This window comes from Phenylobacterium zucineum HLK1, from assembly GCF_000017265.1.
GTDB lineage: Bacteria > Pseudomonadota > Alphaproteobacteria > Caulobacterales > Caulobacteraceae > Phenylobacterium > Phenylobacterium zucineum.
The window spans coordinates 1,052,277-1,077,129 of the sequence record NC_011144.1 but is presented as its reverse complement, the minus strand read 5'-3'; the positions used below and the strand labels follow the sequence as shown (position 1 = coordinate 1,077,129).

Genomic DNA, 24,853 nt, shown 5'->3' with positions numbered 1-24,853 from the left:
CAGATGAGCTTCTCCCGCTTCTTCATCGACCGGCCGATCTTCGCCGGCGTCATCTCGGTGTTCGTGGCCCTGCTCGGCCTCTTCGCCTACCCGCAGCTGCCGCTGTCGCAGTACCCGGAGATCGCCCCGCCGACCGTGGCGGTGATCGCCAGCTATCCAGGCGCCTCGGCCGAGACACTGGCCGAGACGGTCGCCGCGCCGCTCGAGCAGGAGATCAACGGCGTCGAGGACATGCTCTACATGACCTCCTCGTCGGCCAACGGCACGGCGCAGATCACCGTGACCTTCCAGCCGGGGACCGACCTCGATGCGGCCCAGGTGCTGGTCCAGAACCGCGTCGCGCTCGCCGAACCGCGCCTGCCCGAGCAGGTCCGCCAGATCGGCGTGACGGTGAACAAGCAGTCCACCGGCTTCCTGATGCTGGTGGCGCTGACGTCCAAGGACCCTTCGGTCGACGTCGACTTCGTCGGCAACTACGCCAACTCCAGCCTGCGCGACCGGCTGCTGCGGGTGCCCGGCGTCGGCGGCGTCCAGCTCTTCGGGGGCGGCTTCTACTCGATGCGCGTCTGGATCGATCCGGACAAGGCGGCCGCGCGCAATCTGACGGCCCAGGAGATCGTGGCCGCCCTGCGCGGGCAGAACGTCCAGGCCTCGGGCGGAGCCCTGGGCCAGGCGCCGACGGACGCGGGCGTGGCGACCGAGCTTCCGGTGGACGTCCAGGGCCGCCTCGGCACGCCCGAGCAGTTCGCCGACGTCGTGATCCGGACCGACGACCAGGGCCGGGTCACGCGGGTCCGCGACGTCGCCCGGGTCGAGCTGGGGTCGCAGGACTACAGCATCCGCGGCTACTTCGGCGGGGAGCGCGGCATCGGCATGGCCGTGATCCAGCAGCCGGGCTCGAACGCCCTCTCCACCGCCGAGGCCGTGCTGTCCGCGGTCGAAGCGGCGAAGGCCGACTTCCCGCCCGGCGTCGAATACACCATCCCCTACAACCCGACGGAGTACGTCCAGGCTTCGGTGGAGGCCGTGCAGCACACGCTGATCGAGGCGGTGTTCCTCGTCGTCATCGTGATCCTGGTCTTCCTGCAGACCTGGCGGGCGGCGCTGATCCCGATCCTGGCGATTCCGGTGGCGCTGGTCGGCACCTTCGCCGTGCAACTGGCCCTTGGCTACTCGATCAACTCGCTGTCGCTGTTCGCCCTCGTGCTGGCCGTCGGCATCGTCGTCGACGACGCCATCGTGGTGGTCGAGAACGTCGAGCGGAACATCCGCGAGGGGCTCAGTCCCCGCGAGGCGGCCTACCGCACCATGGACGAGGTCAGCGGCGCGCTGGTCGCCATCGGCCTCGTGCTGCTGGCGGTGTTCGTGCCCACGGCCTTCGTCCCCGGCATCCCGGGCGAGTTCTACCGCCAGTTCGCCGTGACCATCGCCGCGGCGGCCACCATCTCGCTGCTGGTCTCGCTGACGCTGTCGCCCGCGCTCGCCGCCCTGCTGCTGAAGCCGCACCGGGAGCACCACGACGAAGGCCCGCGCTGGCTGCGCCCGCTGCAGGCCGCGGGACGGACGTTCAACCGCGCCTTCGACGCGCTCAGCGAGCGCTACGGCCGCCTGACGGCCCGGCTGGTGCGCACCAGCGTCCTCGTGCTGGCCGTCTACGGCGGCCTGCTGGCGGTCACCGGCTGGCGCCTGGCGGTCACGCCCACCGGCTTCATCCCGCAGCAGGACCAGGGCGTGCTGATCGGCGTCATCCAGCTGCCGCCCGGCGCCTCGCTGGAGCGGACCGACGCCATCGTGCGGCGGGCCAGCGCCGAGGTGGCCAAGATGCCGGGCGTCGAGAACGTGGCCGGCATGGCCGGCCTCGACGGCGCGAGCTTCTCCAACGCCTCCAACGCGGCGACCATGTTCATCCGCCTCAAGGACTGGGACGAGCGCGGCAAGGCGCTGGGCGCCGACGCCGTGGCCGGCGCCATCATGGGCCAGCTGGGCGCGGTGGAAGAGGCCAACATCTTCGTCCTGTCGCCCCCGCCCGTGCAGGGCCTGGGCAACGGCGGCGGCTTCAAGCTGATGGTCCAGGACCGCTCCGGCGCCGGCTACGAAGCCCTCGAAGAGGCCGCGAACGGCCTGATGGGCGCGGCCGGCCAGCGCACGGATGTGCAGGGCGTGTTCAACCAGTTCAACACCGGCGCCCCGCGGGTGACCGCCGACGTCAACCGCGACAAGGCGCTGATGATGGGCGTCCAGCCGCAGGACGTGTTCAGCACTCTTGGGACCTACCTGGGCTCGACCTACGTCAACGACTTCACCCTGGGCGGGCGCAACTTCCGCGTCACCGCCCAGGCCGAGCCCTCGGGCCGCGACGACATGGCCGACATCGCCGGCCTGCGGGTCCGCTCGGCGCAGGGCGGGATGGTGCCTCTGGGTTCCGTGGCCGACCTTCGGAGCGACACCGGCCCCACGCGGGTCGTGAGGTTCAACCTGTTCCCCGCCGCCGAGGTGATCGGCTCGGCCGCGCCGGGCGTCTCGACCGGCCAGGCGCTGGGGACGATGGAGCAGCTCGCCGACCAGACCCTGCCGCAGGGCATGAGCTACGAGTGGACCGAGCTGGCGTTCCAGGAGAAGGCCGCCGGTGACACCGCCGGGATCGTCTTCGCCATGGCCGTGCTGCTGGTGTTCCTGGTGCTGGCCGCCCAGTACGAGGCCTTCACCCTGCCGCTGGCGGTGATCCTGATCGTCCCGATGTGCATCCTGGCGGCGCTCATCGGGGTCAGCCTGCGGGGCCAGGACAACAACATCCTGACCCAGGTGGGCCTCGTGGTGCTCGTCGCCCTGGCCGCCAAGAACGCCATCCTGATCGTCGAGTTCGCCAAGCAGGCCGAGGAGCGCGACGGCCAGACCCGCTTCGAGGCGGCCGTCACCGCGGCCCGCACGCGCCTGCGGCCGATCCTGATGACCTCCTTCGCCTTCATCTTCGGCGTCGTGCCGCTGATGCTGGCGACCGGCCCCGGCCAGGAGATGCGCCAGGCCCTCGGCACCACCGTGTTCTCCGGCATGTTGGGGGTGACCTTCTTCGGACTGGTGTTCACGCCGGTCTTCTACGTGGTCTGCCGCAAGCTGGCCGAGCGTCTGCCCAAGCCGCCGCCCAAGGACGCGCCGGCGACGACCCAGATCGAAGGGAGCCGCCCGTGAGCGCCCGCATCCTGCTGACGGCCGCCGCCGCGGCCGCCCTCGTCTCCGCCTGCGCCACCGGCCCGGACTACAAGGCGCCCGGCGCGATGGCCGGGACCTCCGGCGCCTTCGTCGGCGCCGGGGCGGCGCCCGTCGAGGCCGCCGAGCCCCCCGCCGACTGGTGGCGGCTCTACCAGGACCCCGCGCTGGACCGCCTGATCTCCGAGGCGCTGGCCAACAACCGCGACGTGGCCGTGGCCGCCGCCAACCTGGCGCAGGTCCGGGCCTCGCTGTCCGAAGCCCGCGTCGGCCGCCTGCCGTCCACGACGGCGAGCGGCGGGGCGGCGCGCAGCCGCCAGCCCGACCCCGCCACCGGCCGGATGGTGGAGGGCGACACCGTCTCGGCGGGGCTCGACGTCTCGTACGAGGTGGACTTCTTCGGCCGGGTCGGCCGCGCGATCGAGGCGGCCCGCGCCGACCGCGACGCGGCCCAGGCGGCGCTGGACGTGGTGCGGGTCTCGGTCGCCGCCGAGACCGCCCGCGCCTACGCCGACGCGTGCGCCGCCGGCGCCCAGCTGGAGGTCGCCGGCCGCTCGCTGGCGCTGTCCGAGGAGACCGCCGCCCTCACCCGCCGGCAGCTGGACGCCGGCCGCGGCACCGGCCTCGACGTCGCGCGCGCCCAGGCCCAGGCCGAGAGCGCCCGGGCGGCCGTCCCGCCCCTGCAGGCCCAGCGCGACGCCGCGCTGTTCCGGCTGTCGGTGCTGACGGGCCGCCCGCCGGCCGAGGTCTCGCCCGCGGCCGCCGCCTGCACGGCCATTCCGCAGCTCGAAGCGGCGATCCCCGTCGGCGACGGCGCCTCGCTGCTCGCGCGGCGTCCCGACGTGCGTCAGGCCGAGCGGCGCCTGGCCGCGGCCACCGCCCGCATCGGCGTGGCCACCGCCGCGCTCTATCCGCGCGTGACCCTGGGCGGCTCGCTGGCCAGCGTCGGCGGCGAGGGCCGGGACCTGGGCGACCAGGTCTCGTTCAGCGTCGGCCCGCTGATCAGCTGGAGCTTCCCGAACATCGGGCTCGCCCGCGCCCGCATCGCCCAGGCCGACGCGGCGGCCCAGGGCGCCCTGGCGGCCTTCGAGCAGACGACCCTGACCGCGCTGCAGGAGACCGAGACGGCGCTGTCCGCCTATGGGCGCGAGCTCGACCGGCGCACGGCCCTGCGCCGCGCCCGCGACGAGAGCGCGGAGGCGGTGCGGCTGGCGCGCCTGCGCCAGGGCGCCGGGCTGGACAGCTTCCTGACCGTGCTCGACGCCGAACGGACGCTGGCCGGCCTGGAGGCGCAGCTCGCCCAGTCGGAGGCCCTGGTCGCCTCGAACCAGATCACGCTGTTCAAGGCCCTGGGCGGCGGCTGGCGCACGGACGGCGGCTGAGGCCGCTCACGCGGCGGCTTCGATCCTGCCCGCACCTCCGCGGGCGAGACCCCGGGCCACCGCCTCGCCCACGACCAGCAGGACCGGTCCCTCCGCGCGGAAGCCGGCGGCGGCCGTGAGCCCCGCGAGCGTGCCGTCGAACAGGATGCGCGCGTCCGGCCGACCGACCGACTCCAGCACCAGCGCCGGAGTCGCCGCGCTGCGGCCCGCGGCGACGAGCGCCGCGGCCAGGTCGGGCGCCGCGCCACCGCCCATATAGAGCGCGACCGTGGCCTGCGGATCGGCGGCGGCCGCCATGTCCAGGCAGGGGGCGCCGTCCTTCAGCGTGGCGGTGGCGAACACCACCCGACGCGCCTCGCCCCGGTGGGTCAGCGGGAAGCCGAACTGGGCCGCGGCCGCGCAGGCGGCAGTGACGCCGGGCACGATCTCGACCGCGACCCCGCGGGCCGCGAGGAACGCCGCCTCCTCCCCCACCCGCCCGAAGACCGAGGGATCGCCGCCCTTCAGCCGGACCACGTCGAGGCCCCGGCGCGCCAGGCGCAGCATCAGGCGGTTGATGGTCTCCTGCCGCAGGCTGGGCCGACCGGCGCGCTTGCCGGTCTGGACCTTGAGACAGGCGGCCGGCGCGAGCGCCACGATCTCTTCGGGGACAAGGGCGTCGTAGAGCAGGGCCTGCGCCGACTGCACCGCCCGCAGGGCGCGCACGGTCAGGAGGTCGGCGGCGCCGGGGCCGGCGCCCACTAGGCGGACGCGGCCGGGAACGGGATCAGGCGGCATGGCGCACCTGCGGACTGGTTGCGGAAAGGAGACGGGCGATCTCGGGCCGGCACGAGCCGCAGGACGCGCCGGCTCCGGTCGCCCCGGCCACGGCGTCGAGGTCGCGGGCCCCGTCGGCGATGGCGGCCTCGATGCGCGGCTGGCGCACGCCGCGGCAGGCGCAGACCACGGGGCCGGCCTCCACCGCGCGGCCGGGCGCGCGGCCGACCAGCAGGGCCGCCCGCTGGAGGGGGTCGAGCACGCCGCCGGCGAACAGCTCCGCCAGCCAGTCCCGGGGCGGCAGCTCGCCGGCCGCCGCCAGGAACAGCACCCGCTCGAGCCGCCCCTCCGCCAGGAAGGCCTCGCGCAGGACGCCGGCGGCCGGGTCCTCGAAGCGCAGCACCTCGGCCGGCGCGCCGCGGGCCAGCGCCCGGCGCACCGCTTCGCGCTCGGCGCCGTCCCCCCGGCCGGCGAACTCGTGCAGCTGGCAGGCCGGCTGTGGGATGCGCCGCCAGACCAGGTCGCAGCCTCGCGGCGGCTCGACGGCCGCTGGGGCGAGCAGGAAGCCGCGCCAGGTCTCGCGATAGGGCCGCACGCGGGCCGGCGTGTGCTTGAACTCGGGCTGGCCCGAGCGGGGATCGGTGCGCGCCGCGACCAGCGGGTTGGCGCGGCCGGCCGGGGCGAAGGCCTGCGTCCAGTGCATCGGCAGGAAGACCGAGCCCGGCCGCTGGCGATCGGAAAGGCGGGCGGTCGCCACGGCCTCGCCCTGCCGGGTGACGATCCGGGTCAGCGCGCCCTCGGCGATCCCCAGGGGCGCGGCGTCGGCGGGGTGGATCTCCACATAGGGCTCGGGCGCATGGCGGCACAGCTCGGGGGCCAGCCCGGTGCGGGTGAGCGTATGCCAGTGGTCGCGGACCCGGCCGGTGTTGAGCGCCAGCGGATAGCCGGGATCCACCGGCTCGGCCGGCCCCTCGGCCGCCACCGGATGCATGCGCCCCCGCCCGTCAGGCGTCTGGAACCGCCCGTCCGTGAACAGGCGCGGCGCGCCCCCGGCGGCCGTCACCGGCCACTGGACCGGCTCCAGGGCGTCGTAGGCCTCGGGCGTGAGGGCGGCGAGCGGGCCGAGGTTCAGCACCCGGTCCGGATTGTCGTAGGCGGTCAGCCGCGCCCATTCGCGGAACACCTGCGCCGGCGTGCGCCAGCCGAAGGCCTCGCCGAAGCCCATGGCCGTCGCCACGTCGGCGACGATCCGCCAGTCCGCGCGCGCCTCGCCGGGCGGGGGAAGCAGCGGCCGCTGGCGCGAGATGCGGCGCTCGGAGTTGGTGACGGTCCCGTCCTTCTCGCCCCAGGCCAGGGCGGGCAGGCGCACGTGGGCGAAGGCCGAGGTGTCGGTCGCGGCCATGACGTCGGACACCACGACGAACGGACAGGCGGCGAGCGCCTCGCGGACGCGGCCGGCGTCGGGGAGGCTGACCGCCGGATTGGTGGCCATGATCCACAGCGCCTTGATGCGGCCCTCGCGCACCGCCTCGAACATCTCGACGGCCCTCAGGCCGGGCCGCTCGGCGATCGTCGGCGCGCCCCAGAAGCGCCGGACCCGGGCGCGGGCGGCCTCTTCGAAATCCATGTGGGCGGCCAGCGTGGTGGCCATGCCGCCGGTCTCGCGCCCGCCCATGGCGTTGGGCTGGCCGGTGATCGAGAACGGGCAGGCCCCGGGCTTGCCGATGCGGCCGGTGGCGAGGTGGACGTTCAGGATGGCCAGGCCCTTGGCCACGCCCTGCGCCGACTGGTTGGCCCCCATGGAGAAGAGGCTGACGGTCCGCGGCGTGGCGGCGAACCAGCGGAAGAAGCGCTCGAGGTCGGCGAGCGGCACGCCGCAGTCGGCGGCGACGGCGGCGGGCGACTGGTCGGCGCGTGCGAGCTCGGCCTCGGTCTCGGCGAAGCCCCCGACGTGGGCCGAGAGGAACGCCAGGTCGATCGCGCCCCGCCGGATGAGGTCGGCCAGCAGGCCGTTCCACAGCCTCACGTCGGTCTGCGGGGCGATGGGCAGGTGCAGGTCGGCGGCTTCGGCCGTGTCGGTGCGGCGCGGGTCGATCACCACATGGCGCTGGCCGCGGGCGCGGGCGGCTTCCAGGCGGCGGAAGAGCACGGGGTGGGTCCAGGCGGCGTTGTGTCCGGACAGGACCACGAGGTCGGCCAGGTCCAGGTCCTCGTAGCAGCCCGGGACGAGGTCGGCGCCGAAGGCGAGCTTGTGGGCCACAACCGCCGAGGCCATGCACAGCCGCGAGTTGGTGTCGATGTTGGCCGAGCCGATGAAGCCCTTCATCAGCTTGTTGGCGGCGTAGTAGTCCTCGGTCAGCAGCTGGCCCGAGACGTAGAAGGCGACCGAGTCCGGCCCGTGGCGGGCGATGGCCTCCCGTAACCGGCGCGCGACCAGCCCGGTCGCCTCGGCCCAAGTCGCGGGGCGATCGCCGATCGTCGGATGCAGCAGCCGCCCCTCCAGGCCGACCGTGGCCCCCAGGGCGCTCCCCTTCGAGCACAGCCGCCCGAGGTTGGCCGGATGCGCCGGATCGCCCGCCACCGACAGCGCTCGGCCCTCGGCCTCAGCCGAGATCCCGCACCCGACGCCGCAGTAGGGGCAGGTCGTCCTCACACCCGCCCCACGAGGACGCGACCGCCCTCCACCCGGACCCGCGCCACCGGCGCGCAGCCCTTGCCGCGGTCGGCCCCCAGCGGCTCGCCGGTGGCCAGGTCGATGGACCAGTTGTGCAGGGGGCAGGCGACGGCGTGGCCGTGGACGATGCCCTGGCTCAGCGGTCCGCCCTTGTGAGGGCAGGCGTCCTTCAGGGCGAAGATGCGGCCGTCGCCGGTGCGGAACACGGCGATGTCGCCATCCGGCGTCGGCACGCGCCGCGCGCCCCGCGCGGGGATGTCGGTCACGGCCCCGACGTCCGTCCAGACGGTAGGGTCCTTCACGAGAGCGTTCATGCGGGGGCGAACTCCAGGCGGCGGGTGAGCGGGTTGAACTCGGCGGCGTCGCGGCCGGCGACCCGCTCGGCCCAGGGGTCGACGCGGGCGAAGCGCTGCGAATAGGCGAAGCGGTCGTAGAGGGCGCGCCGCCGGTCGGGGTCGCAGACGGCGGCGCGGATGGTCTCCAGCCCCACCCGGTCCATCCACTTGTAGATGCGCTCCAGGTACCAGCCCTCCTCGCGGTAGAGCTGGGTGACGGCGCAGATGGTCCAGACCGCCTCGTCCTCGGTGGCGACCTTCGTCAGGAGCTGGGTCCCCTGGATGTGCAGGCCAGCGGCGCCGCCGACGTGGATCTCGTAGCCGCTGTCGACGCAGACGACCCCGATGTCCTTGCAGGTGGCCTCGGCGCAGTTGCGCGGGCAGCCCGAGACGCCGAGCTTGACCTTGGCCGGGGTCCACGAGCCCCACATGAACTTCTCGAGCCGCACGCCCAGGCCCGTCGAGTCCTGGGTTCCGAACCGGCACCAGTCCGAGCCGACGCAGGTCTTCACGGTCCGCAGGCCCTTGGCGTAGGCGTGGCCCGAGACCATGCCCGCGCGGTTGAGGTCGGCCCACACCTTCGGCAGGTCGTCCTTCTTCACGCCCAGCAGGTCGATGCGCTGGCCGCCGGTCACCTTGACGGTCGGGATGGCGAACTTCTCGACCACGTCGGCGATGGCGCGCAGCTCGGCCGCCGAGGTGAGCCCGCCCCACATGCGCGGAACGACGGAATAGGTGCCGTCCTTCTGGATGTTGGCGTGCACCCGCTCGTTGACGAAGCGGCTCTGGCGGTCGTCGCGGTAGTCGCCCGGCCAGGCGCACAGGAGGTAGTAGTTGAGGGCCGGCCGGCAGGCGGGGCAGCCGTCGGGCGTGGTCCACTCCAGCGCCTGCATGACCGCAGGCATGGACTTCAGCCCCTCGGCCAGGATGCGCCGGCGCACCTCGTCGTGGCCCTTCCCGGTGCAGCCGCAGACCGGCTTCGGCCCCGTCTGGACCTGGAAGGCGTCGCCCAGCGTAGCCTTCAGGATCCGCTCGACGACGGGCGTGCACGAGCCGCACGACGCCGAGGCCTTGGTGTGGGCCCGCACCGCGTCCAGGGTCGCATGGCCCTGTTCGGCGATGGCCTGGACGATGGTCCCCTTGCAGACGCCGTTGCAGCCGCAGACCTCGGCCTCGTCGGCCATGGCCGCAACGGCGGCGCTAGGGTCGAGGCCCCGAAGGCCCTCCGTCACCGCCTGGCCGAAGACCAGGGTCTCGCGGATGTCGGAGACCTCGGTCTCCTGCCGCATCAGGTCGAAGTACCAGCCGCCGTCGGCGACGTCGCCGAACAGCACCGCCCCGGCGAGGCGGCCCTCCTCCAGCACGATCCGCTTGTAGACGCCGCGCCCGGCGTCCCGGAACACGATGTCCTCGCAACCCGAGCCGCCCGCGAACCGGCCGGCCGAGAAGACGTCCACGCCCGAGACCTTCAGCCGGGTGGAGAGCACCGCGCCCTCCCAGGCGGCCTCGCGGCCCGTCAGGGCGTCGGCGAGCGTGCGGCACATCTCCCAGATGGGGGCCACGAGGCCGTAGCACTGGCCCCGGTGCTCGACGCACTCGCCCACGGCGTAGATCGCCGGATCGGAAGTGCGCAGGGCGTCGTCCACCACCACCCCGCGGCCGACCTCCAGGCCGCTGGCCTTGGCCAGGGTCGCGTTCGGCCGGATGCCGACCGCCATCACCAGGAGGTCGCAGGGCAGCACGCGGCCGTCCTTCAGCCGCAGGCCCGCAACCCGGCCGTCCCGACCCACGATCTCCTCGGACTGGGCCTCCAGCACGGTCTCGACGCCGCGGGCGGCCATCGCCTCGGCCAGCAGGAAGCCGGCGGAGGCGTCGAGCTGGCGCTCCATCAGGACGTCCATCAGGTGGACGACAGTGGCCGCCATGCCCCGGCGGGCGAGGCCGTAGGCGGCCTCGATGCCCAGAAGGCCGCCGCCGATCACCACCGCCCGCGCGCCCGGCCGGGCGGAGGCGGCGATCATCGCCTCCACGTCGTCGAGGTCGCGGAAAGTGACGACGCCGGCGAGGTCAGCGCCCGGCAGGGGCAGGCGCACCGGGTCCGACCCCGTGGCGAGGACCAGCCGGTCGTAGGGCAGCGCAAGGCCGCCCTCCCCGCGCACCATCCGGGCCTGGCGGTCGATGGCCTCCACCCGCCGGCCGGCGTGCAGAGCGATCCCGTTGTCGCGGTACCAGGCCTCATCGTTCAGCACGATGTCGGCGAAGGTCTTCTCCCCCGCCAGGACGGGCGAGAGCATGATGCGGTCGTAGTTCACCCGCGGCTCGGCGCCGACGATGGCGATCTCGTAGCGGCCGGGGTCGCGCTTCAGCACCTCCTGCACCGCCCGGCAGCCGGCCATGCCGTTGCCGACGACGACGAGGCGTTCCCTGAGGGTGGTCATGATCGCCTCCTAGAGCCTGAGGGGCGCGCCGGCGGCCTCGCCGGCCCAGGTGCGCCGCCAGCGGGCCTTGACCCCGGTGAGGCAGGCCAGGGCCACGAGGGCGAGGGCGGCGAAGGCGAGCAGGCCCGCCTGGTAGCTGCCGGTGACCTGCTTGGCCCAGCCGAGGCTGGAGGCCAGGTAGAAGCCGCCGATCCCGCCGGTCATGCCGACGAGGCCGGTGACCACGCCGATCTCCTTGCCGAAGCGCTGCGGCGCGAGCTGGAAGACCGCCCCGTTGCCGGCCCCGAGCGCCGCCATGGCGAAGAGGATCACGGCCAGGGCCATCCAGACGCTGGGCGGCTGGAAACTGGCCAGCGCGAGGCCGAGCGCGGCCAGCAGGTAGACGACGCTCAGCGTGCGCACCCCGCCGAAGCGGTCGGCCAGCGCCCCGCCCACCGGCCGAACGAACGAGCCGGCGAACACGCAGGCGGCGGTGAAGAAGCCCGCGGTCACAGCCGGCAGGCCGTACTCGGCGTTGAAGTAGATGGTCAGGGAGGACGACAGGCCCACGAACCCGCCGAAGGTGACGCCGTAGAGCAGCATCAGCCACCAGGCGTCGGCCGTGCGGAGCACCGAGAGGTATTCCGAGAGGCGCTTGGGCGGCGGCCGGTCCGGCGCGTCCCTGGCGAAGACCAGATAGACGACGAAGGCTGCGGCGAGCGGCAGGGTCGCCAGGCCGATCACATTCTCCCAGCCGAAGCGCTGGGCCAGGGCTGGGGCGAACAGGGCCGCGAGGGCCGTCCCCGAATTGCCGGCGCCGGCGATACCGAGGGCCAGGCCCTGGTGTTCGGGCGGGTACCAGCGCGAAGCGAGCGGCAGGGCGACAGCGAAGGACGCCCCCGCGACGCCCAGCACGCAGCCGAGGGCCAGGACCTGGGGATAGCCGCCGATCCCCAGCCGCCAGGCGGCCGCGAGGCCCGCCAGCACGACGAGCTGGCCGATCAGGCCGGTCCGCTTGGGACCGATGTGATCCACAAGCACGCCCGCGAAGAGGCGCAGCACGGCGCCGGCCAGCACCGGCACGGCGACCATCAGCCCCTTCTCGGCCGGCGTCAGGCCGAAGTCCGTGGCGATGGCGACGCCGAGCGGCCCCAGGATCACCCAGACCATGAAGCTCAGGTCGAAATAGAGGAAGGCGGCGAAGAGGGTCGGCGGGTGGCCGGCCTTCAGGAACGAGCGCGCAGACATGCGGATCAGGCCCCGTGCGGATTGCGGTGGAGCGGCGGCGTCGCCGTGTGGGAGGGCTCGTCCTTGAGCCTGTCCGGGGGCCGCGAACGCCGTTGTCCTGGGCCTGGGTTCGATGAAAACGCCGCCTCGGCGGCTCGTCACCCCGATACCGGCCCCGGCGCCCACGGGGCCATGCCGCAGTGCAAAATCACGGCGCCGTAGGCGGCGCGATGACCAGAATTCAGGCGCTGAGCGCCCCGGCCGCCGCGGCGTGGAGGTCCGGGCGGTAGATGGGGGCGGCGGCCGCCGCGGCGTCCAGGCTGGCGGGAATCTGGCCCCACCGCTTCATCTCGCCGAGCAGCCAGGCGGCGTCCCGCGGCTCGGGCGCGCCCGAGCCGTAGACGATGTGATCGAGGCCGGCGGCGATCAGCTCGGGCTCCAGGCGCAAATGCTCCGGCCGGGCCAGCAGGTCGGCGACGGCGGCGCGGTTCCCCGGCGCTTCGGCCCAGGCGGCGGCGCGCAACAGGGCCCGGAGCACCGCCTGCAGGCGCGGCGGGTCGGCCTCGGCCCAGGCCCGGGTCACGGCGAACACCTTGTCGGGCGCGCCGGGCCAGAGCTGCCCGGCGCGCACGGCGACCTGGCCGGCGCCGGCCGCCACGGCGGCGGCGGCCCACGGCTCGCCCGCGCAGAAGCCCTCGATCACGCCCCCCGCCAGCAAGTCGGCCATGCGCGGCGGCGGCGCGACGGTGAGCCGGACATCGGCATCGGGATCGATCCCCCCCTGCTCCAGCCAGGCCCGCAGCAGGTAGGCATGGATCGAATAGGGGAACACCACGGCGAAGGTGAGCGGGCTGGCGCCCGCCTCCCGCCGCTGGGCGACGAGCCGCGCCAGGCCGGCCGCCGGAATGCGGGACGAGATCGCCACCGCCGCGCCGCCCCGCGCCAGGGCGAGGGGGACGATCAGCGGCGCGGGCTCGCTGCCGACCCCCAGCGCCGCCGCCAGCACCATGGGCGCCAGCATGTGGGCGCCGTCGAGCGCTCCCACCGCCACCTTGTCGCGCACCGTGGCCCAGGAAGCTTCCCGGCTCAGCTCGACCTGCAGCCCCTCCTCCGCGAAGAAGCCGCAGGCGCGGGCGGCGATGAGCGGCGCAGCGTCGCTCAGCGGCACGAAGCCCAGTCGGATCCTCATGGCCCCTCTCCCTTCAGCACGCCGGCGAACGCCAGGAGGTCGGCGGCCACGGCGGCGATGGGCCGGCCCGCGTCCATGGAGAGCTTGCGCAGAACGCGGTACGCCTCTTCCTCCTCCAGCCCGCGCTCCTTCATCAGCAGCGCCTTGGCCCGCTCCACCGTCTTGCGGGAGGCGAGGTCGGCCTTGGCCTTGGCCAGGTCCTGGCGCAGTTGGTTCATGAGGGCGAAGCGGCTCATGGCCACCTCCAGCACCCCGCGCACGCGGCCGGGCGCGAGGCCGTCCACCACATAGGCGGCGACGCCGGCCCGCACGGCCTCCTCCGCCAGCCCCGGCTCGGAGCGGTCCACGAACATCACCACCGGCCGCGGGTTCGCGCGGCTCGCCTCGCGCAGGCTCTCCAGCGTGTCGCGGTCGGGGCTGTCCGCGGCCACCACCACCACGTCGGGTGCGAAGGCCGCGGCGGCGGCCTCGTCGAAGGCGGCGGCGTGCCGGACCTCCAGCGGATCGATTCCCGCCAGGCCTTCCGTCACGAGGGCGGCCCGGGCCGGGTCGGGGTCGACGAGCAGGACGCGCATGCCGGCCGAGTTAAGCCGGGCCGGGCCGGCGGGCCGCCGCTCCTCGGCGCGATCGGCGCTCAGGCGCGTCGAACGCCTGCCGGCCGGGCGCCCGGCGCCCGGTTTTCCGGCGCCGCGCGGGTCGCTAGGCCGTGACGGGCCGGAAGGTGCGCGGCGCCGCCGCCAGGGTGCGGGTCACGCCCAGGCAGATCAGCAGCTGGCCGCCGAAGTAGAGCCCCCAGATCCCGAGCCCGATCCCCGGCGCGCCGTCCCAGGGCCCCAGCTGGCCGAAGATCAGCAGGTCCGAGGCCACGAACATCAGGGCGCCCACGCCCGTGGAGGTCCGCGGGAAGCGGCTCATCCAGGCCATGGCGGCCATGGCGGCGAGGCCGGCGGTGTAGAGCGCCACCGCCGGCGCCCCGGCCCGGTCGGCGGGCAGGCTGTAGGCGGCGGCGCAGACCAGCAGCACGAACGCGGCCGCGCCGGCGATCCGCGCCGGGCTCAGCGGGCTGCGCAGGTTCTGGGCGTAGAGGGTTATGGCGATGACGTGCCCGACCAGGAAGGCCACCGCCCCGACCTGCAGGCCCACGGCGTCCAGCAGCACGTCGCCCAGGGCGCCGAAGGCCATCACCGCGGCGATGCGGATCCCGTCGGCGTCCTTGGCGAGCAGGGCCGCGTAGAGCGCCAGCAGGCCGACGCCCGACCCCTTGGCGGCCACATGCAGGGCCTTCGGCAGCTCGAGGTCCCAGGTGAAGATGTAGCCGACGCCGCCGGCGATGGCGGCGGCCAGGACCAGCCTGGGCAGGAAGTCGCGCGCGTGCATGTCATGTCCCCCCGATCACGTCTTTCCGACTCGCGTTCGCCGAAGATTGGTACCACGCCTACGGATTGACGCCGCAGCCGCGCCGCGCTTCGGTCGCCCCCTGTCCTAGCGGGGGTGTTCTCGATGAAGTCGCGTGCGTTGCTGGCCGGTGCGGCCCTGGCCCTGGCGTTCGTCTCGGCGGCCGGCGCGGAAGTCGCCCGGCGCGAGGTGGGCCAGATCGTCTACGAGGGCGCGCCCGAGACGCCCGCCGCGCTGCAGGCCGCCATCGCCCCCTACTACGACGCGCGCTACGCGGTGTTCGAGGACTGGCTGCCGGACGGCTCCATCCTGATCGCCACGCGGTTCGGCGAGACGAACCAGATCCACCGGGTGAAGGCTCCCGGCGCGGCCCGCACCCAGCTCACCTTCGCCGATGAGCCGATCAACGCGGCCATCGTGCAGCCCGGGACCGAACGCTTCCTCTACCCCCGCGACGTCGGCGGGGCCGAGTACTACCAGGCTTGGCTGCGCGACCTTTCGGGGAACGAGGTCCGGCTGACCGCGCCCGACACCCGCAACCAGAGCTTCGTCTTCTCCAAGGACGGCCGCCTCGTCGCCTGGAGCCAGGTGAACCGGGGCGATCCCAACTACGACATCATGGTCGCCGACCCGGCGAACCCGGCCGGCCGGCGGCTGGTGCACGACGGCGTCGGCGCCCTGGCTCCGCAGGACGTCTCGGCCGACGGCCGCCACCTGCTGGTCAGCCGCTACAACTCGGCGGCCCATGTGGAGCTGTTCGTGCTGGACGTTGAGACCGGCAAAATCGCGCCGGTGGGCCCGACCGGCCGGAAGATCGCCTACGCCGGCGGCGCCTTCGTGGACGGCGGCCGGTCGGTGATCGTGCTGTCCGACGACGGCTCGGAAGTGACCCGGCCGGTGGTCATCGACATCGCCACGGGCAAGGTCCGCGATCTCGATTCCGGCGCGAAGTGGGGCGCCGAGGAGATGGACGTCTCGCCCGACGGCCGCACCATCGCCTACGCCGTCAACGAGGAGGGCTATTCCAAGGTCGTGCTGCGCGACATCGCCAGCGGCCGGGAACTGCCCGGGCCGAAGCTGCCGCTCGGCGTGCTGACGGCGCTGAAGTTCTCCCCCGACGGGTCCAGGCTCGGGCTGTCGCTCTCCACCTCCACCAGCTCGGGAGACGTGTGGTCGTACGAGCTCGCGGGCGGAACGCTGGTGCGGTGGACGCAGAGCGAACTGGGCGGGCTCGATCCGGCCAGGCTCGTGGAGCCGGAGCTGTTCCGCTACCCGACCTTCGACAAGCGCTCGATCCCGGCGTTCATCTACAAGCCGAAGGCCGCGCGGCGGGGCGAGAAGCTGCCGGTGGTGATCCAGATCCACGGCGGGCCCGAAAGCCAGGAGCTGCCCAACTTCAACCCGCGCCGGCAGTCGTGGGTGAACGAGCTGGGCGCGGCCGTGATCATCCCGAACGTCCGCGGCTCGTCGGGCTACGGCAAGACGTACCTCGCCCTCGACAACGCCGAGAAGCGCGAGGACTCGGTCAAGGACATCGGCGCCCTGCTGGACTGGGTGGCCAAGCAGCCCGACCTCGACGCCAGCCGCGTGGCGGTGGTGGGCCAGTCGTACGGCGGCTACATGGTCCTGGCGGTGGCCGGCCACTACAACGACCGCATCGCAGGCGTCATCGACCTCTACGGCATCTCGGACTTCATCACCTTCCTGAACAACACCGAAGGCTACCGCCGCGACCTGCGCCGGGCTGAATACGGCGACGAGCGCGATCCCAAGATGCGGGCCGTGTTCGAACGCATCGCGCCGATCAAGATGAGCGCGAGGATGAAAAAGCCGATGATGGTCTTCCAGGGGGCCAACGACCCGCGCGTGCCGCGCACCGAGTCCGAGCAGATGGTCGCCACGCTGCGGGCCCAGGGCACCGAGGTCTGGTACGTCCTGGCCAAGGACGAAGGCCACGGCATCCAGAAGAAGGCCAACCAGGAAGCCGTCCGCGCAACCGAGGTGCTGTTCCTGAAGAAGGTGCTGGGGATCGGCGAGTAGCGGGCCTTACGCGAACGCCGGCGCCGCGGCCCGCAGCCGCGCCGCGTCGCGGGCCGGCGGGGCTCCGAACAGGCGGGCGTACTCGCGCGAGAACTGCGAGGGGCTCTCGTAGCCGACCTCGAAGGCCGCGTGCTGGGCGTCGCGTCCCTCGCCGATCATCAGGCGGCGGGCCTCCTGCAGCCGGAGCTGCTTCTGGTACTGCAGCGGGCTCATGGCGGTGATCGCCTTGAAGTGCTGGTGCAGCGCCGAGGGGCTCATGCCGGCGGCCCGGGCCACCGCCTCGATGCTGAACGGCCGGTCGAAGTTGGCGCGGATCCAGGCGATGGCGCGGTTCACATGGGCGATCCGGCTGTCGGGCATGCCGATCTGGCGCACGAGGCCGGCCTGGTCGCCGGTGAGCAGGCGGTAGTGGATCTCGCGCCGGATCAGCGGGGCGAGCGCGGGGGCGTCCTGCGGCGCGTCCAGCAGGGCCACGAGGCGGGCCGCGGCGCCGGCGAGCTCGGGCGTGGTGCGGCTGACGTGCAGGCCGCGGCCGCTTTCGGCCCCCGCCGCCGGCAGCGGCTCCAGCAGCAGCTCGCCCAGCAGGACGGGCTCGAGGTCGATCCGCACGCATAGGTACGGCCGCTCGGGGCTGGCCTCGGTGACCTGGCCGGTGAGGGGCAGCTCCACCGAGATCACCAGATGGGACGTGGCGTCGTAGCGGAAGGTCTCCTCGCCCACCGTCGCCACCTTGGCGCCTTGCGCGATGATGCAGACGGCCGGCTTGTGCAGCACCGGCACGGCCGCGGTCGGGCCCGAGGCGTGGAACAGCGCCAGGCCAGGAACGGGCATGTCGACCATCCCGTCGGGCTGGGCGTGCCGGGCGATCAGTTCCGCGAGCTCTTCCATGCCGAAGGCGTTCCACACGCGCGCGGGCGGCGCAACCGCGACAGGCTTTTCCTGGAGGATCGGGCAAGAACGGCGGAGGAGCGGTCTAACGCCGTTCGGCCGGTCCGGCGCATCTCTCGGGCCTCGCAGCAAAGGAGACGGCGATGTCCGGAATTGAGAACAAGGTGGTGCTGGTGACCGGGGCCTCGAGCGGCATCGGCGAGGCGATCGCCCGCGACCTGGCCGCGGGCGGGGCCGCGGTGGTGATCGGCGCCCGGCGGGTCGAGCGGCTGGAGGCGCTGAAGGCCGAGATCGAGGCGGCCGGCGGCCGGGCCCTGGCCAAGGCGCTCGACGTGACCTCGCGCCAGAGCGTGCAGGCGTTCGTGGACGCAGCCCGCGAGGCGTTCGGCCGGGTCGACGTCATCGTCAACAACGCCGGGATCATGCCCCTGTCGCCCCTGGCCGCGCTGAAGGTGGACGAGTGGGACCAGATGATCGACGTCAACATCCGCGGCGTGCTGCACGGCATCGCGGCGGCCCTGCCGGTCATGGAGGCGCAGGGCGAGGGCCAGATCGTCAACATCGCCTCGACCGCCGGCCACCAGATCCTGCCGTCGGGCGCGGTCTACTGCGCGACCAAGTTCGCGGTCCGGGTGATCTCGGAGGCCCTGCGCCAGGAGACCGACAAGGTGCGGGTGACGGTGGTCTCGCCGGGCGCCACGACCTCGGAGCTGGCGCACACCATCACCCACGCGCCGACCGCAGCCTTCGTCGACGAGTACCGCAAGCAGATCCTGCCCGCGGAAGCCATCGCACGGGCCGTCCGCTTCGCCATCGAGCAGCCGGCCGACGTGGACGTCAACGAGGTGGTCGTCCGGCCGACCGTCACCACCCGCTGACCGCCCGAGCGGCGCGCCGCGTCAGGCGGCGCGCTTCTCGAACCCGCCCTCCTGGGAGACCTGGAAGCGGGCGATCAGCTGGGCCAGACGCTCGGTCTCGGACGCCAGGGTGTGGGTGGCGGCGGTGGCCTCCTCGACCATGGCGGCGTTCTGCTGGGTGACGCCGTCGAGGTTGTTCACGGCGGTGTTCACCTCCTCCAGGCTGGTCGCCTGCTCGGCGGTCGAACTGACGATGTCGGCGATCGCGGCGTTCACCTGGGCCACCTCGGCGACGATCCGCTCCAGGGCCTCGCCGGTGCGGCCCACCAGGGACACCCCTTCGCCGACCTGAGCGCTGGAGGCGGCGACCAGGGACTTGATCTCCCGCGCCGCCTCGGCCGATCGCTCGGCCAGGGCGCGGACCTCGATGGCGACGACGGCGAAGCCCTTGCCGGCCTCGCCCGCGCGGGCCGCTTCCACCCCGGCGTTGAGCGCCAGCAGATTGGTCTGGAAGGCGATCTCGTCGATCACCCCGATGATCTGGCCGATCTGGGTCGAGGAGGCTTCGATGCCGTTCATCGCCGCGACGGCCGCCCGGACGATCTCGCCCGACTGCCGGGCGTGGTCCCGGGCCGCGCCCACCACCTCGCCGGCCTGGCGGGCGCCTGCGGCCGTGCGCTTCACGGTGGCGGTGACCTCGTCCAGCGCCGCGGCGGTCTCCTCGAGCGTGGCGGCCTGCTGCTCGGTCCGCTGGGACAGGTCGCGCGAGGCGCCCGACAGCTCCGAGGCGCTGCCGCGGACGCGGGCGTTGACCTCGACGATGGCGCGCAGCGTCTCGTCCAGCTGATCGGCCGCGGCGTTGAAGTCGTCCTTCAGCTGGCGGTAGTGGTCGGGGAAGGCCGCCCCGATGCGGTGGGTGGCGTCGCCCCGGGCCAGCTGGCCCAGGCCCTCGGCCAGGGCGCCGACGACCAGTTCGGCCTCCTCCTCGGACGCGCGGCGCACCCGCTCACGCTCGGCGGCGGCCTGGGCCTCGCCGGCCCGCGCGCGCTCGGCGTCGCCCATGGCCGCTTCCGCCCGGTCGCGGGCCTCGGAGGCCTCGGCCAGCATCGCCCCCGACCGCTCGAACATCGAGAAGAGGTTGTGGCCTACCCAGATGATCACGCCCGCCTCCACGAGCAGGATCACTGCGTGCACTAGGACGCGGGCGATGTCGCCCCCGCCTGGGAAGACCGCGGCCGGCAGCAGGAAGGACAGCAGCAGGTGGTGGGCCGCCACCAGGGCCGTGGCCGCGCCGATCACCCGCCAGTCGCAGTAGACGATCAGGACGGCCAGGCCCGCGAAGTAGGCCATGTGCATGTCGATCTGCCAGGGGTGGCCGGAGAAGGCGCCCACCAGCAGGGAGATCTGCGCCATCTGGGCGACGCCGGCGGTGATCCGGACGACCGGGCCGGCCTTCAGCAGGCGCCAGACGACGGTCACGCCGACGGCCGTGCCCAGGGCGGCGAGGCCCAGGCCCAGCCAAGCGCCCCCGACGAAGGCGGCCGCGGCCGCGATCACCGGGACGAGAATCCAAAGGCCGCCGATGACGATGCGGTCGGCGAAACTGCGCTGTTCGGCGATGGTCTGGAACACGCGGGCTACCTCAGCTTTCCACACAGGGCCGTGCCGGCCGGCGCGACCGAGAAGAGCGCGCCGGCCTGGCGCAGGCGGGCCTGGGCGCGACCTTCCGGGTCGCGCACGACGACGATGAAGGGGACGGCGCCGAAATCGCGGATGACGCCGGCCTTGGCGGCCGCGGCCATCACGGCCTGCTGGCTCCACCACGGAGGGAAGACGCCGGCGGCTTCGGCCGGATCGGGAATCTTGGACGATCCCAGCAGGACGGCCGCCGTCAGGAGGCCGATGGCGCCGCAGATGGCGCTCGCCAGCAGGCTGTCGCGGACCGTCGTGCTCATGGCGACGCTTGTGGCTGCGCCAACCTTTCCCGAGAGCTAAACGCCGTTATGCGAGCTCACGCGCCGGTTGAGCCAGCTTTGGGAAACACCACTATGGGACGGCGCCCAGGCCGATTTGCGGGGCAGGAGCGGCCGACCTGCGGCGAGATGCCGCAGCCTCTGGCGCGGCCGGCCAGACGGGCCCGGCGGGCTTGCCAGGGCCGCCGGCGGCGGCGAAGAGGGCGGCGAAGTCCGTTCGGGAGAGTCCCGCCTTGGCCCCGCACATCCTCGTCACCGGCTCCACCCGCGGCATCGGCGCCGCGATCCAGGCGGCGCTCGCGGCGAAAGGCGCCCGCGTGGTCGGGCACGGCCGCACCGACGGGCCGGGGGTGATCGGCGCCGACCTCGCCGACCCGGGCGCGGGTGACGTCCTGTGGGACCGCGCGCTGGCGGCGCTGGACGGGCGGATCGACGTGCTGGTCAACAACGCCGGGGTGTTCGAGGCCGTCGCCGTGGACGCGCCGGCCGAGGACTGGCAGGGCGCCTGGAGCCGGACGATGCAGATCAACCTGCAGGCCTCGGCCGATCTCTGCCGGCGGGCGGTCCTGCACTTCCGCGAGCAAGGGCGCGGGGGCCGGATCGTCAACATCGCCAGCCGCGCGGCCTATCGCGGCGACAGTCCGGCCCACTGGCACTACGCCGCGTCGAAGGCCGGCATGGTGGGCATGACCAAGTCCATCGCCCGCGGCTACGCCCGCGAGGAGATCCTGGCCTTCGCCGTCTGCCCGGGCTTCGTGATGACCGGCATGGCCGACGAGTACCTGGCGAGCCGCGGCGGCGACAAGCTGCTGGCCGACATCCCCCTGGGCCGGGTGGCCAGCCCCGAGGAGGTCGCGAGCGTGGCCGCCTACCTCGCCCTGGAGGCGCCCGCCTCGATGACGGGCGCGGTCCTGGACGTGAACGGCGCCAGCTTCGTGCGCTGAGGCGGGCGCTAGGCCAGCGCCCGCTCGGTCGCCTCGATCTCGTCCTTGATCCAGTCGTGGCCGGTGGTCACCAGCACGCCCTCGATCGCCGAGATGTGGCCCCGCAGCCGCTCGCGGATCTCGGAGGGGACATCCTGCTGGGTGGCGACCCACCGGGCGATCTGATGGACCGCGAAGGCGGTGTGCAGCGCGAGGCGGTCGCGGTCGTCTTCGGAGAGCTTCATCCGTGTGGCCTCCCTGATTGGCAAAAGCATAACACGCAGAGGCGAAATCGGCTCAGCCGCCGCTGGGTCAGGCCGCGACGCTGGCCCACAGCTTGCGGAATGTCCCCCGGTAGTCGGGCTCGAGGCGGGTGGACGGCGCGTCGAAGACCATCGTCGCGCGGCTCACCGCATCGTACGGCGTCCAGGTCGGCAGCTTGGGCGTGCCCGGATCGCCCGTCGCCGCCATGGCGACGATCGCCGACGATAGCTCGTCCGCCAGACGCGCGCTGACGAGGTTCGCCCCCTGGAGACCGCCGCGAACCTCGCCGGCGCTCGGCCCCACGTCCACGCCGTGCGTGGCGCCATAGCGTCCGCCCCACGCCGGGCTCGGGGCCTTCCAGAGGTAGACGTAGGCGGGCGCTGCGCCGAGGGCGGCCTTGCGCTCGGCCATGGCGAAGCTTGCGCCCCGCCCCTGGTCGCTGATGATCCGCGACTGGATGAGGTAGGGCGAGGCTCCAGGGTCTTCCTGGCGATAGAGGTCCAGCACCTCGGCCGCGCGGCCTCCGACGCGGGTGGCGAGCATCTTCAGCACCCCGTCCCAGGTCTCGTTGAAATTCCGCTGCCGATAGGTCCGCTCGTCTAGGGTCGTCGAGACGATCATCGGCACGTCGGCGCTGACCTGCGGGGCGTCCGGATCGAACGGGTGACGCGGCAGGGCCACGCCGTCCAGCACCGGCGTGAACGAGTTCGGCGCCTCGCCTTTCGCCCGCCGCTCCGCCTCCATGTCCGCCTGCGCCGAGAGCAGGTCGTGGAACGGCATGGCCTGCAGCTTGCGGATGTCGCGGCCCGCGACGCCCACCCCGGTCAGGAAGGCGTCCGCCGTCGCCTTGGCGCGCTCGCGGGGGGCCACCCGCAGCATCGCACCGCTCATCTGCACCGCGCGGTGGAACAGGCCCTTGGCCGACGGCATCGCCATGAGGGCGCTCACCTTGGCCCCGCCGCCCGACTGGCCGATGATCAGGACGCGATTGGGATCGCCGCCGAACGCCTCGATGTTGCGGTTCACCCAGCGCAGGGCGGCCACGAGGTCCAGCATCCCCGCCATGCCGCTCTGGGCGAACTCTGCCGGCGCGCCGCTGTCGGCCAGATGCAGGAAGCCGAAGGCGCTCAGGCGATGGTTCACGCTGACCACGACGCAGTCGCCGCGCCGCGCCTGCATCTCGCCGTCCATGCCGGGCGAATTGCTGGAGCCGCCGTAGAAGCCGCCGCCATGGAAGCGGACGATCACCGGCTTCCTCGCCGTCCGTGACAGATCGGGCGTCCAGATGTTGAGGTTCAGGCAGTCCTCACCCATCCCGCCGGGCTGGTAGTCGAGATAGATCAGGTTCGCGTAGTCGCTTCGCCGGTCGCCCGGCATCTGCGGGCAGATGTTTCCGTAGTCGAGGGCGTCGCGCACGCCGGCCCACGGCTTGACCGGCTGGGGCGGCAGGAAGCGGTTCTTCCCGGAGGTGTCGGCGCCGTAGGGCACGCCCTTGAACACCTTGATCCCGCCGGAGACCAGGCCGCGGAGCCTGCCCTCGGCCGTCTCGACCACCGGGAAGATGTCGGTCGTGGCGGCCGAGGCCGCGCCGCCCAAGAAGAACGAGGCGCCTGCGCCGGCCAGGATCGCCCGCCGGCTCGTATCGAAGGTCATGCCGTAACTCCCCCGTGACTTCGTGCTAGCTGCCGCCCCGCACGGCCGGGAACCGGGCCATGAAGAGGCGCTCCTCGCGGAAGGGATCGTTGGCGAGCGTCGGCGGCGCGTCGAACATCATCACCGGCCGGCTCGCCACGTCGTAGGCCGGCCAGTCCGGCAGGCCGGGGTGGTTGGGATCGCCGTCGCGCGCGAAGGCGAGCCAGGCATTGGCCATGGCCTCGGTCATCGCCCGGGTCTCGTCCGTCTCGGGGCCCGTCAGGTGCGGCGCCTTCGCGACGTTGTCGAACATGAAGGGCAGGTCGATCGTGTGCTCGGAGAACCGCCGGCCGTCCTGCACCGGCGAGCGCCAGGTGACCTGATAGACCCAGGTGGGATTGGCTGCGCCGTTCATGGCGTGGCGCAGCTCGGCCATCATCGTGGCGTTGGTGATGTAGGCCCGCCAGGAGGCGATCTTGAAGAAAATCTCGGCGGTTGAACCGGACGGCGTCGACGCCTTGAAGACCTGGACGGCCTCGGCGACCGCCGCGGGTGGAATGATCCTGGCCAGGCGCGCCTTCAGACCCGCCTCGTCCATGGCGAAGATCGCCGGATCGCGGCCCAGCTGGTTCGACAGCTCGGTCTGGGTCGTCCCCAGCATCAGCGGAACCCTGGCGCTCCGCCGCGGCGCGTCGGGAATCCAGGGATGGGCCTTGAAGGAGAACCCGTCGATCACCGGCTCGAATCGGTAGCCCGCCGCCCCGATCACCTGCCGCTGCGCCTTGCCCAGCGCATCCATCGGGACCTGCTGCAGCCGGCGGGCGTCGGCGGGGGCGATGTCGAGCGCCCTGAGCAAGCCGTCGGTCAGGGCGCGCGCCTGGTCGGGCGTGTGGATCCGCAGGTGCGAACCCGACTGCACGATCCCCTTGTGGAACAGGCCGTTCGCCTCCTCGCCGGCGAAGCAGACGCTGACCTTCCGTCCGCCGCCCGACTGGCCGTAGATGGTGACGTTGTCGGGATCGCCGCCGAACGCCGCGATGTTGGTCCGCACCCACTTCATCGCCGCGACGAGGTCCAGGTAGCCGACATTGCCCGACTGGCCGAATTCGGCCCCCAGTTGCTGGGACAGGTCGCAGAAGCCGAAGACGTTCAGGCGGTGGTTGACCGTCACGATCACCACGTCGCCGCGCCTGGCCATATTGCTTCCATCATAGAGGCCGCTCGCACCCGTGCCGGCCTCGAAGCCGCCCCCGTGGAACCACAGCATCACCGGCCGCCGACGGGCGGAGCTCGCCTCGGGGGTCCAGACGTTGACGCGCAGGCAATCCTCGCTGATCGGCCCGGGGGTCGTCAGGATCGTGCGTGGCTGGGGGGCCTGGTCGCCGAACTCGAACGCATCGCGCACGCCCGCGAACCGCTCAGGCGGCGGGGGCGGCAGAAAGCGGCCCGCGCCGGAGGTGTCGGCCCCGTAGCGCATGCCGCGGAAGACCTCGACCCCGTTCTCGCGCCGGCCGCGATATCGGCCCTCGGTCGTCTCGACCACCCGCCCCTCGGCGCTCTGCGCCCGCGCGCCGCTCACGGCCAGCAAGGCCGCGGCGGACCCGATCAGCCCCCGGCGGGACAGCCCCAGGTCAAGCATACGCGCGCCTCCCCTCGTTCTTGTTGCTTCGGCCGCTTGCCGCCCATTCGTACCGTAT

19 protein-coding genes are annotated in these 24,853 nt (G+C 73.3%); 5 read left to right on the top strand and 14 right to left on the bottom strand.

From position 1 onward, the window contains the following. Nucleotides 1-3: 3 nt before the first annotated feature. A complete protein-coding gene (locus PHZ_RS05310; RefSeq protein WP_012521536.1) occupies nt 4-3,186 on the top strand; it encodes an efflux RND transporter permease subunit in 3,183 nt (1,060 codons plus the stop codon). Continuing rightward, nucleotides 3,183-4,586 (top strand): efflux transporter outer membrane subunit, encoded by a 1,404-nt coding sequence (locus tag PHZ_RS05305; protein ID WP_012521535.1) that lies wholly within the window; start codon nt 3,183-3,185, stop codon nt 4,584-4,586. The genes PHZ_RS05310 and PHZ_RS05305 overlap by 4 nt, the downstream gene beginning before the upstream one ends. Nucleotides 4,587-4,592: 6 nt before the next feature. Here PHZ_RS05305 and cobA read toward each other — a convergent pair whose 3' ends face one another. The 8 genes from cobA to PHZ_RS05265 all read right to left on the bottom strand — a co-directional run bounded on the left by cobA (nt 4,593) and on the right by PHZ_RS05265 (nt 14,561). Further along, the gene (gene cobA, locus PHZ_RS05300; protein WP_012521534.1) at nt 4,593-5,363 is read right to left on the bottom strand and encodes a uroporphyrinogen-III C-methyltransferase; all 771 of its coding nucleotides are present in this window, start codon (nt 5,361-5,363) and stop codon (nt 4,593-4,595) included. Beyond that, a complete protein-coding gene (locus PHZ_RS05295; protein WP_012521533.1) occupies nt 5,353-7,995 on the bottom strand; it encodes a nitrate reductase in 2,643 nt (880 codons plus the stop codon). The genes cobA and PHZ_RS05295 overlap by 11 nt, the downstream gene beginning before the upstream one ends. Beyond that, the gene (nirD, locus tag PHZ_RS05290; RefSeq protein ID WP_041373229.1) at nt 7,992-8,330 is read right to left on the bottom strand and encodes a nitrite reductase small subunit NirD; all 339 of its coding nucleotides are present in this window, start codon (nt 8,328-8,330) and stop codon (nt 7,992-7,994) included. The genes PHZ_RS05295 and nirD overlap by 4 nt, the downstream gene beginning before the upstream one ends. Beyond that, nucleotides 8,327-10,789 carry a nitrite reductase large subunit NirB gene (gene nirB, locus PHZ_RS05285; protein WP_012521531.1) on the bottom strand — a complete coding sequence of 821 codons (2,463 nt, stop codon included), beginning with the start codon at nt 10,787-10,789 and terminating at the stop codon, nt 8,327-8,329. The genes nirD and nirB overlap by 4 nt, the downstream gene beginning before the upstream one ends. Nucleotides 10,790-10,798: 9 nt before the next feature. After that, on the bottom strand, nt 10,799-12,016 hold the full coding sequence (locus PHZ_RS05280) for a nitrate/nitrite transporter (RefSeq protein ID WP_041373227.1): 1,218 nt from the start codon (nt 12,014-12,016) through the stop codon (nt 10,799-10,801). 220 nt (nt 12,017-12,236) lie between these two features. Continuing rightward, nucleotides 12,237-13,184 (bottom strand): CmpA/NrtA family ABC transporter substrate-binding protein, encoded by a 948-nt coding sequence (locus PHZ_RS05275; protein ID WP_012521529.1) that lies wholly within the window; start codon nt 13,182-13,184, stop codon nt 12,237-12,239. Then, nucleotides 13,181-13,759, bottom strand: coding sequence for an ANTAR domain-containing response regulator (locus tag PHZ_RS05270; RefSeq protein ID WP_012521528.1), 579 nt, complete (start codon nt 13,757-13,759; stop codon nt 13,181-13,183). The genes PHZ_RS05275 and PHZ_RS05270 overlap by 4 nt, the downstream gene beginning before the upstream one ends. Nucleotides 13,760-13,883: 124 nt before the next feature. Beyond that, nucleotides 13,884-14,561, bottom strand: a complete 678-nt coding sequence (locus PHZ_RS05265) for a lysoplasmalogenase family protein (RefSeq protein ID WP_012521527.1) — start codon at nt 14,559-14,561, stop codon at nt 13,884-13,886. Between the two features lie 123 nt (nt 14,562-14,684). On the opposite strand from PHZ_RS05265, the gene PHZ_RS05260 reads away from it, so the two are divergent. Continuing rightward, the gene (locus PHZ_RS05260) at nt 14,685-16,619 is read left to right on the top strand and encodes a S9 family peptidase (RefSeq protein ID WP_012521526.1); all 1,935 of its coding nucleotides are present in this window, start codon (nt 14,685-14,687) and stop codon (nt 16,617-16,619) included. Between the two features lie 6 nt (nt 16,620-16,625). Here PHZ_RS05260 and PHZ_RS05255 read toward each other — a convergent pair whose 3' ends face one another. Continuing rightward, nucleotides 16,626-17,507, bottom strand: coding sequence for an AraC family transcriptional regulator (locus PHZ_RS05255; protein ID WP_041373924.1), 882 nt, complete (start codon nt 17,505-17,507; stop codon nt 16,626-16,628). A 143-nt stretch (nt 17,508-17,650) separates the two neighbouring features. Between PHZ_RS05255 and PHZ_RS05250 the strand changes: the two genes are divergently transcribed. Further along, nucleotides 17,651-18,385: an SDR family oxidoreductase gene (locus PHZ_RS05250; protein ID WP_012521524.1), complete on the top strand. Its 735-nt coding sequence runs from the start codon at nt 17,651-17,653 to the stop codon at nt 18,383-18,385. A 21-nt stretch (nt 18,386-18,406) separates the two neighbouring features. On the opposite strand, the gene PHZ_RS05245 is transcribed toward PHZ_RS05250, so the two are convergent. Together PHZ_RS05245 and PHZ_RS21495 are read right to left on the bottom strand one after the other, a co-directional pair. Continuing rightward, nucleotides 18,407-19,996, bottom strand: a complete 1,590-nt coding sequence (locus tag PHZ_RS05245; protein WP_012521523.1) for a methyl-accepting chemotaxis protein — start codon at nt 19,994-19,996, stop codon at nt 18,407-18,409. Between the two features lie 5 nt (nt 19,997-20,001). Then, on the bottom strand, nt 20,002-20,319 hold the full coding sequence (locus PHZ_RS21495) for a hypothetical protein (RefSeq protein ID WP_012521522.1): 318 nt from the start codon (nt 20,317-20,319) through the stop codon (nt 20,002-20,004). Nucleotides 20,320-20,570: 251 nt separating this feature from the next. Here PHZ_RS21495 and PHZ_RS05235 point away from each other — a divergent pair, with 251 nt between their 5' ends. Then, the gene (locus tag PHZ_RS05235) at nt 20,571-21,281 is read left to right on the top strand and encodes an SDR family NAD(P)-dependent oxidoreductase (protein WP_041373224.1); all 711 of its coding nucleotides are present in this window, start codon (nt 20,571-20,573) and stop codon (nt 21,279-21,281) included. A gap of 8 nt (nt 21,282-21,289) precedes the next feature. Here PHZ_RS05235 and PHZ_RS05230 read toward each other — a convergent pair whose 3' ends face one another. The 3 genes from PHZ_RS05230 to PHZ_RS05220 all read right to left on the bottom strand — a co-directional run bounded on the left by PHZ_RS05230 (nt 21,290) and on the right by PHZ_RS05220 (nt 24,795). Continuing rightward, nucleotides 21,290-21,505 carry a hypothetical protein gene (locus PHZ_RS05230; RefSeq protein WP_041373222.1) on the bottom strand — a complete coding sequence of 72 codons (216 nt, stop codon included), beginning with the start codon at nt 21,503-21,505 and terminating at the stop codon, nt 21,290-21,292. 67 nt (nt 21,506-21,572) lie between these two features. Next, nucleotides 21,573-23,177 (bottom strand): carboxylesterase/lipase family protein, encoded by a 1,605-nt coding sequence (locus tag PHZ_RS05225; RefSeq protein ID WP_148216790.1) that lies wholly within the window; start codon nt 23,175-23,177, stop codon nt 21,573-21,575. A 25-nt stretch (nt 23,178-23,202) separates the two neighbouring features. Continuing rightward, nucleotides 23,203-24,795: a carboxylesterase/lipase family protein gene (locus tag PHZ_RS05220; RefSeq protein ID WP_041373221.1), complete on the bottom strand. Its 1,593-nt coding sequence runs from the start codon at nt 24,793-24,795 to the stop codon at nt 23,203-23,205. Nucleotides 24,796-24,853 lie beyond the last annotated feature (58 nt).

Bases quoted from the DNA above. Each gene is read 5' to 3' on its own strand.
- PHZ_RS05280 (WP_041373227.1), bottom strand. From the start codon at position 12,016: ATGTCTGCGCGCTCGTTCCTGAAGGCCGGCCACCCGCCGACCCTCTTC.
- PHZ_RS05250 (WP_012521524.1), top strand. From the start codon at position 17,651: ATGTCCGGAATTGAGAACAAGGTGGTGCTGGTGACCGGGGCCTCGAGC.
- PHZ_RS05310 (WP_012521536.1), top strand. From the start codon at position 4: ATGAGCTTCTCCCGCTTCTTCATCGACCGGCCGATCTTCGCCGGCGTC.
- PHZ_RS05225 (WP_148216790.1), bottom strand. From the start codon at position 23,177: ATGACCTTCGATACGAGCCGGCGGGCGATCCTGGCCGGCGCAGGCGCC.
- PHZ_RS05270 (WP_012521528.1), bottom strand. From the start codon at position 13,759: ATGCGCGTCCTGCTCGTCGACCCCGACCCGGCCCGGGCCGCCCTCGTG.
- nirD (WP_041373229.1), bottom strand. From the start codon at position 8,330: ATGAACGCTCTCGTGAAGGACCCTACCGTCTGGACGGACGTCGGGGCC.
- PHZ_RS05255 (WP_041373924.1), bottom strand. From the start codon at position 17,507: ATGGAAGAGCTCGCGGAACTGATCGCCCGGCACGCCCAGCCCGACGGG.
- PHZ_RS21495 (WP_012521522.1), bottom strand. From the start codon at position 20,319: ATGAGCACGACGGTCCGCGACAGCCTGCTGGCGAGCGCCATCTGCGGC.
- cobA (WP_012521534.1), bottom strand. From the start codon at position 5,363: ATGCCGCCTGATCCCGTTCCCGGCCGCGTCCGCCTAGTGGGCGCCGGC.
- PHZ_RS05275 (WP_012521529.1), bottom strand. From the start codon at position 13,184: ATGAGGATCCGACTGGGCTTCGTGCCGCTGAGCGACGCTGCGCCGCTC.
- PHZ_RS05220 (WP_041373221.1), bottom strand. From the start codon at position 24,795: ATGCTTGACCTGGGGCTGTCCCGCCGGGGGCTGATCGGGTCCGCCGCG.
- PHZ_RS05230 (WP_041373222.1), bottom strand. From the start codon at position 21,505: ATGAAGCTCTCCGAAGACGACCGCGACCGCCTCGCGCTGCACACCGCC.
- nirB (WP_012521531.1), bottom strand. From the start codon at position 10,789: ATGACCACCCTCAGGGAACGCCTCGTCGTCGTCGGCAACGGCATGGCC.
- PHZ_RS05265 (WP_012521527.1), bottom strand. From the start codon at position 14,561: ATGCACGCGCGCGACTTCCTGCCCAGGCTGGTCCTGGCCGCCGCCATC.
- PHZ_RS05260 (WP_012521526.1), top strand. From the start codon at position 14,685: ATGAAGTCGCGTGCGTTGCTGGCCGGTGCGGCCCTGGCCCTGGCGTTC.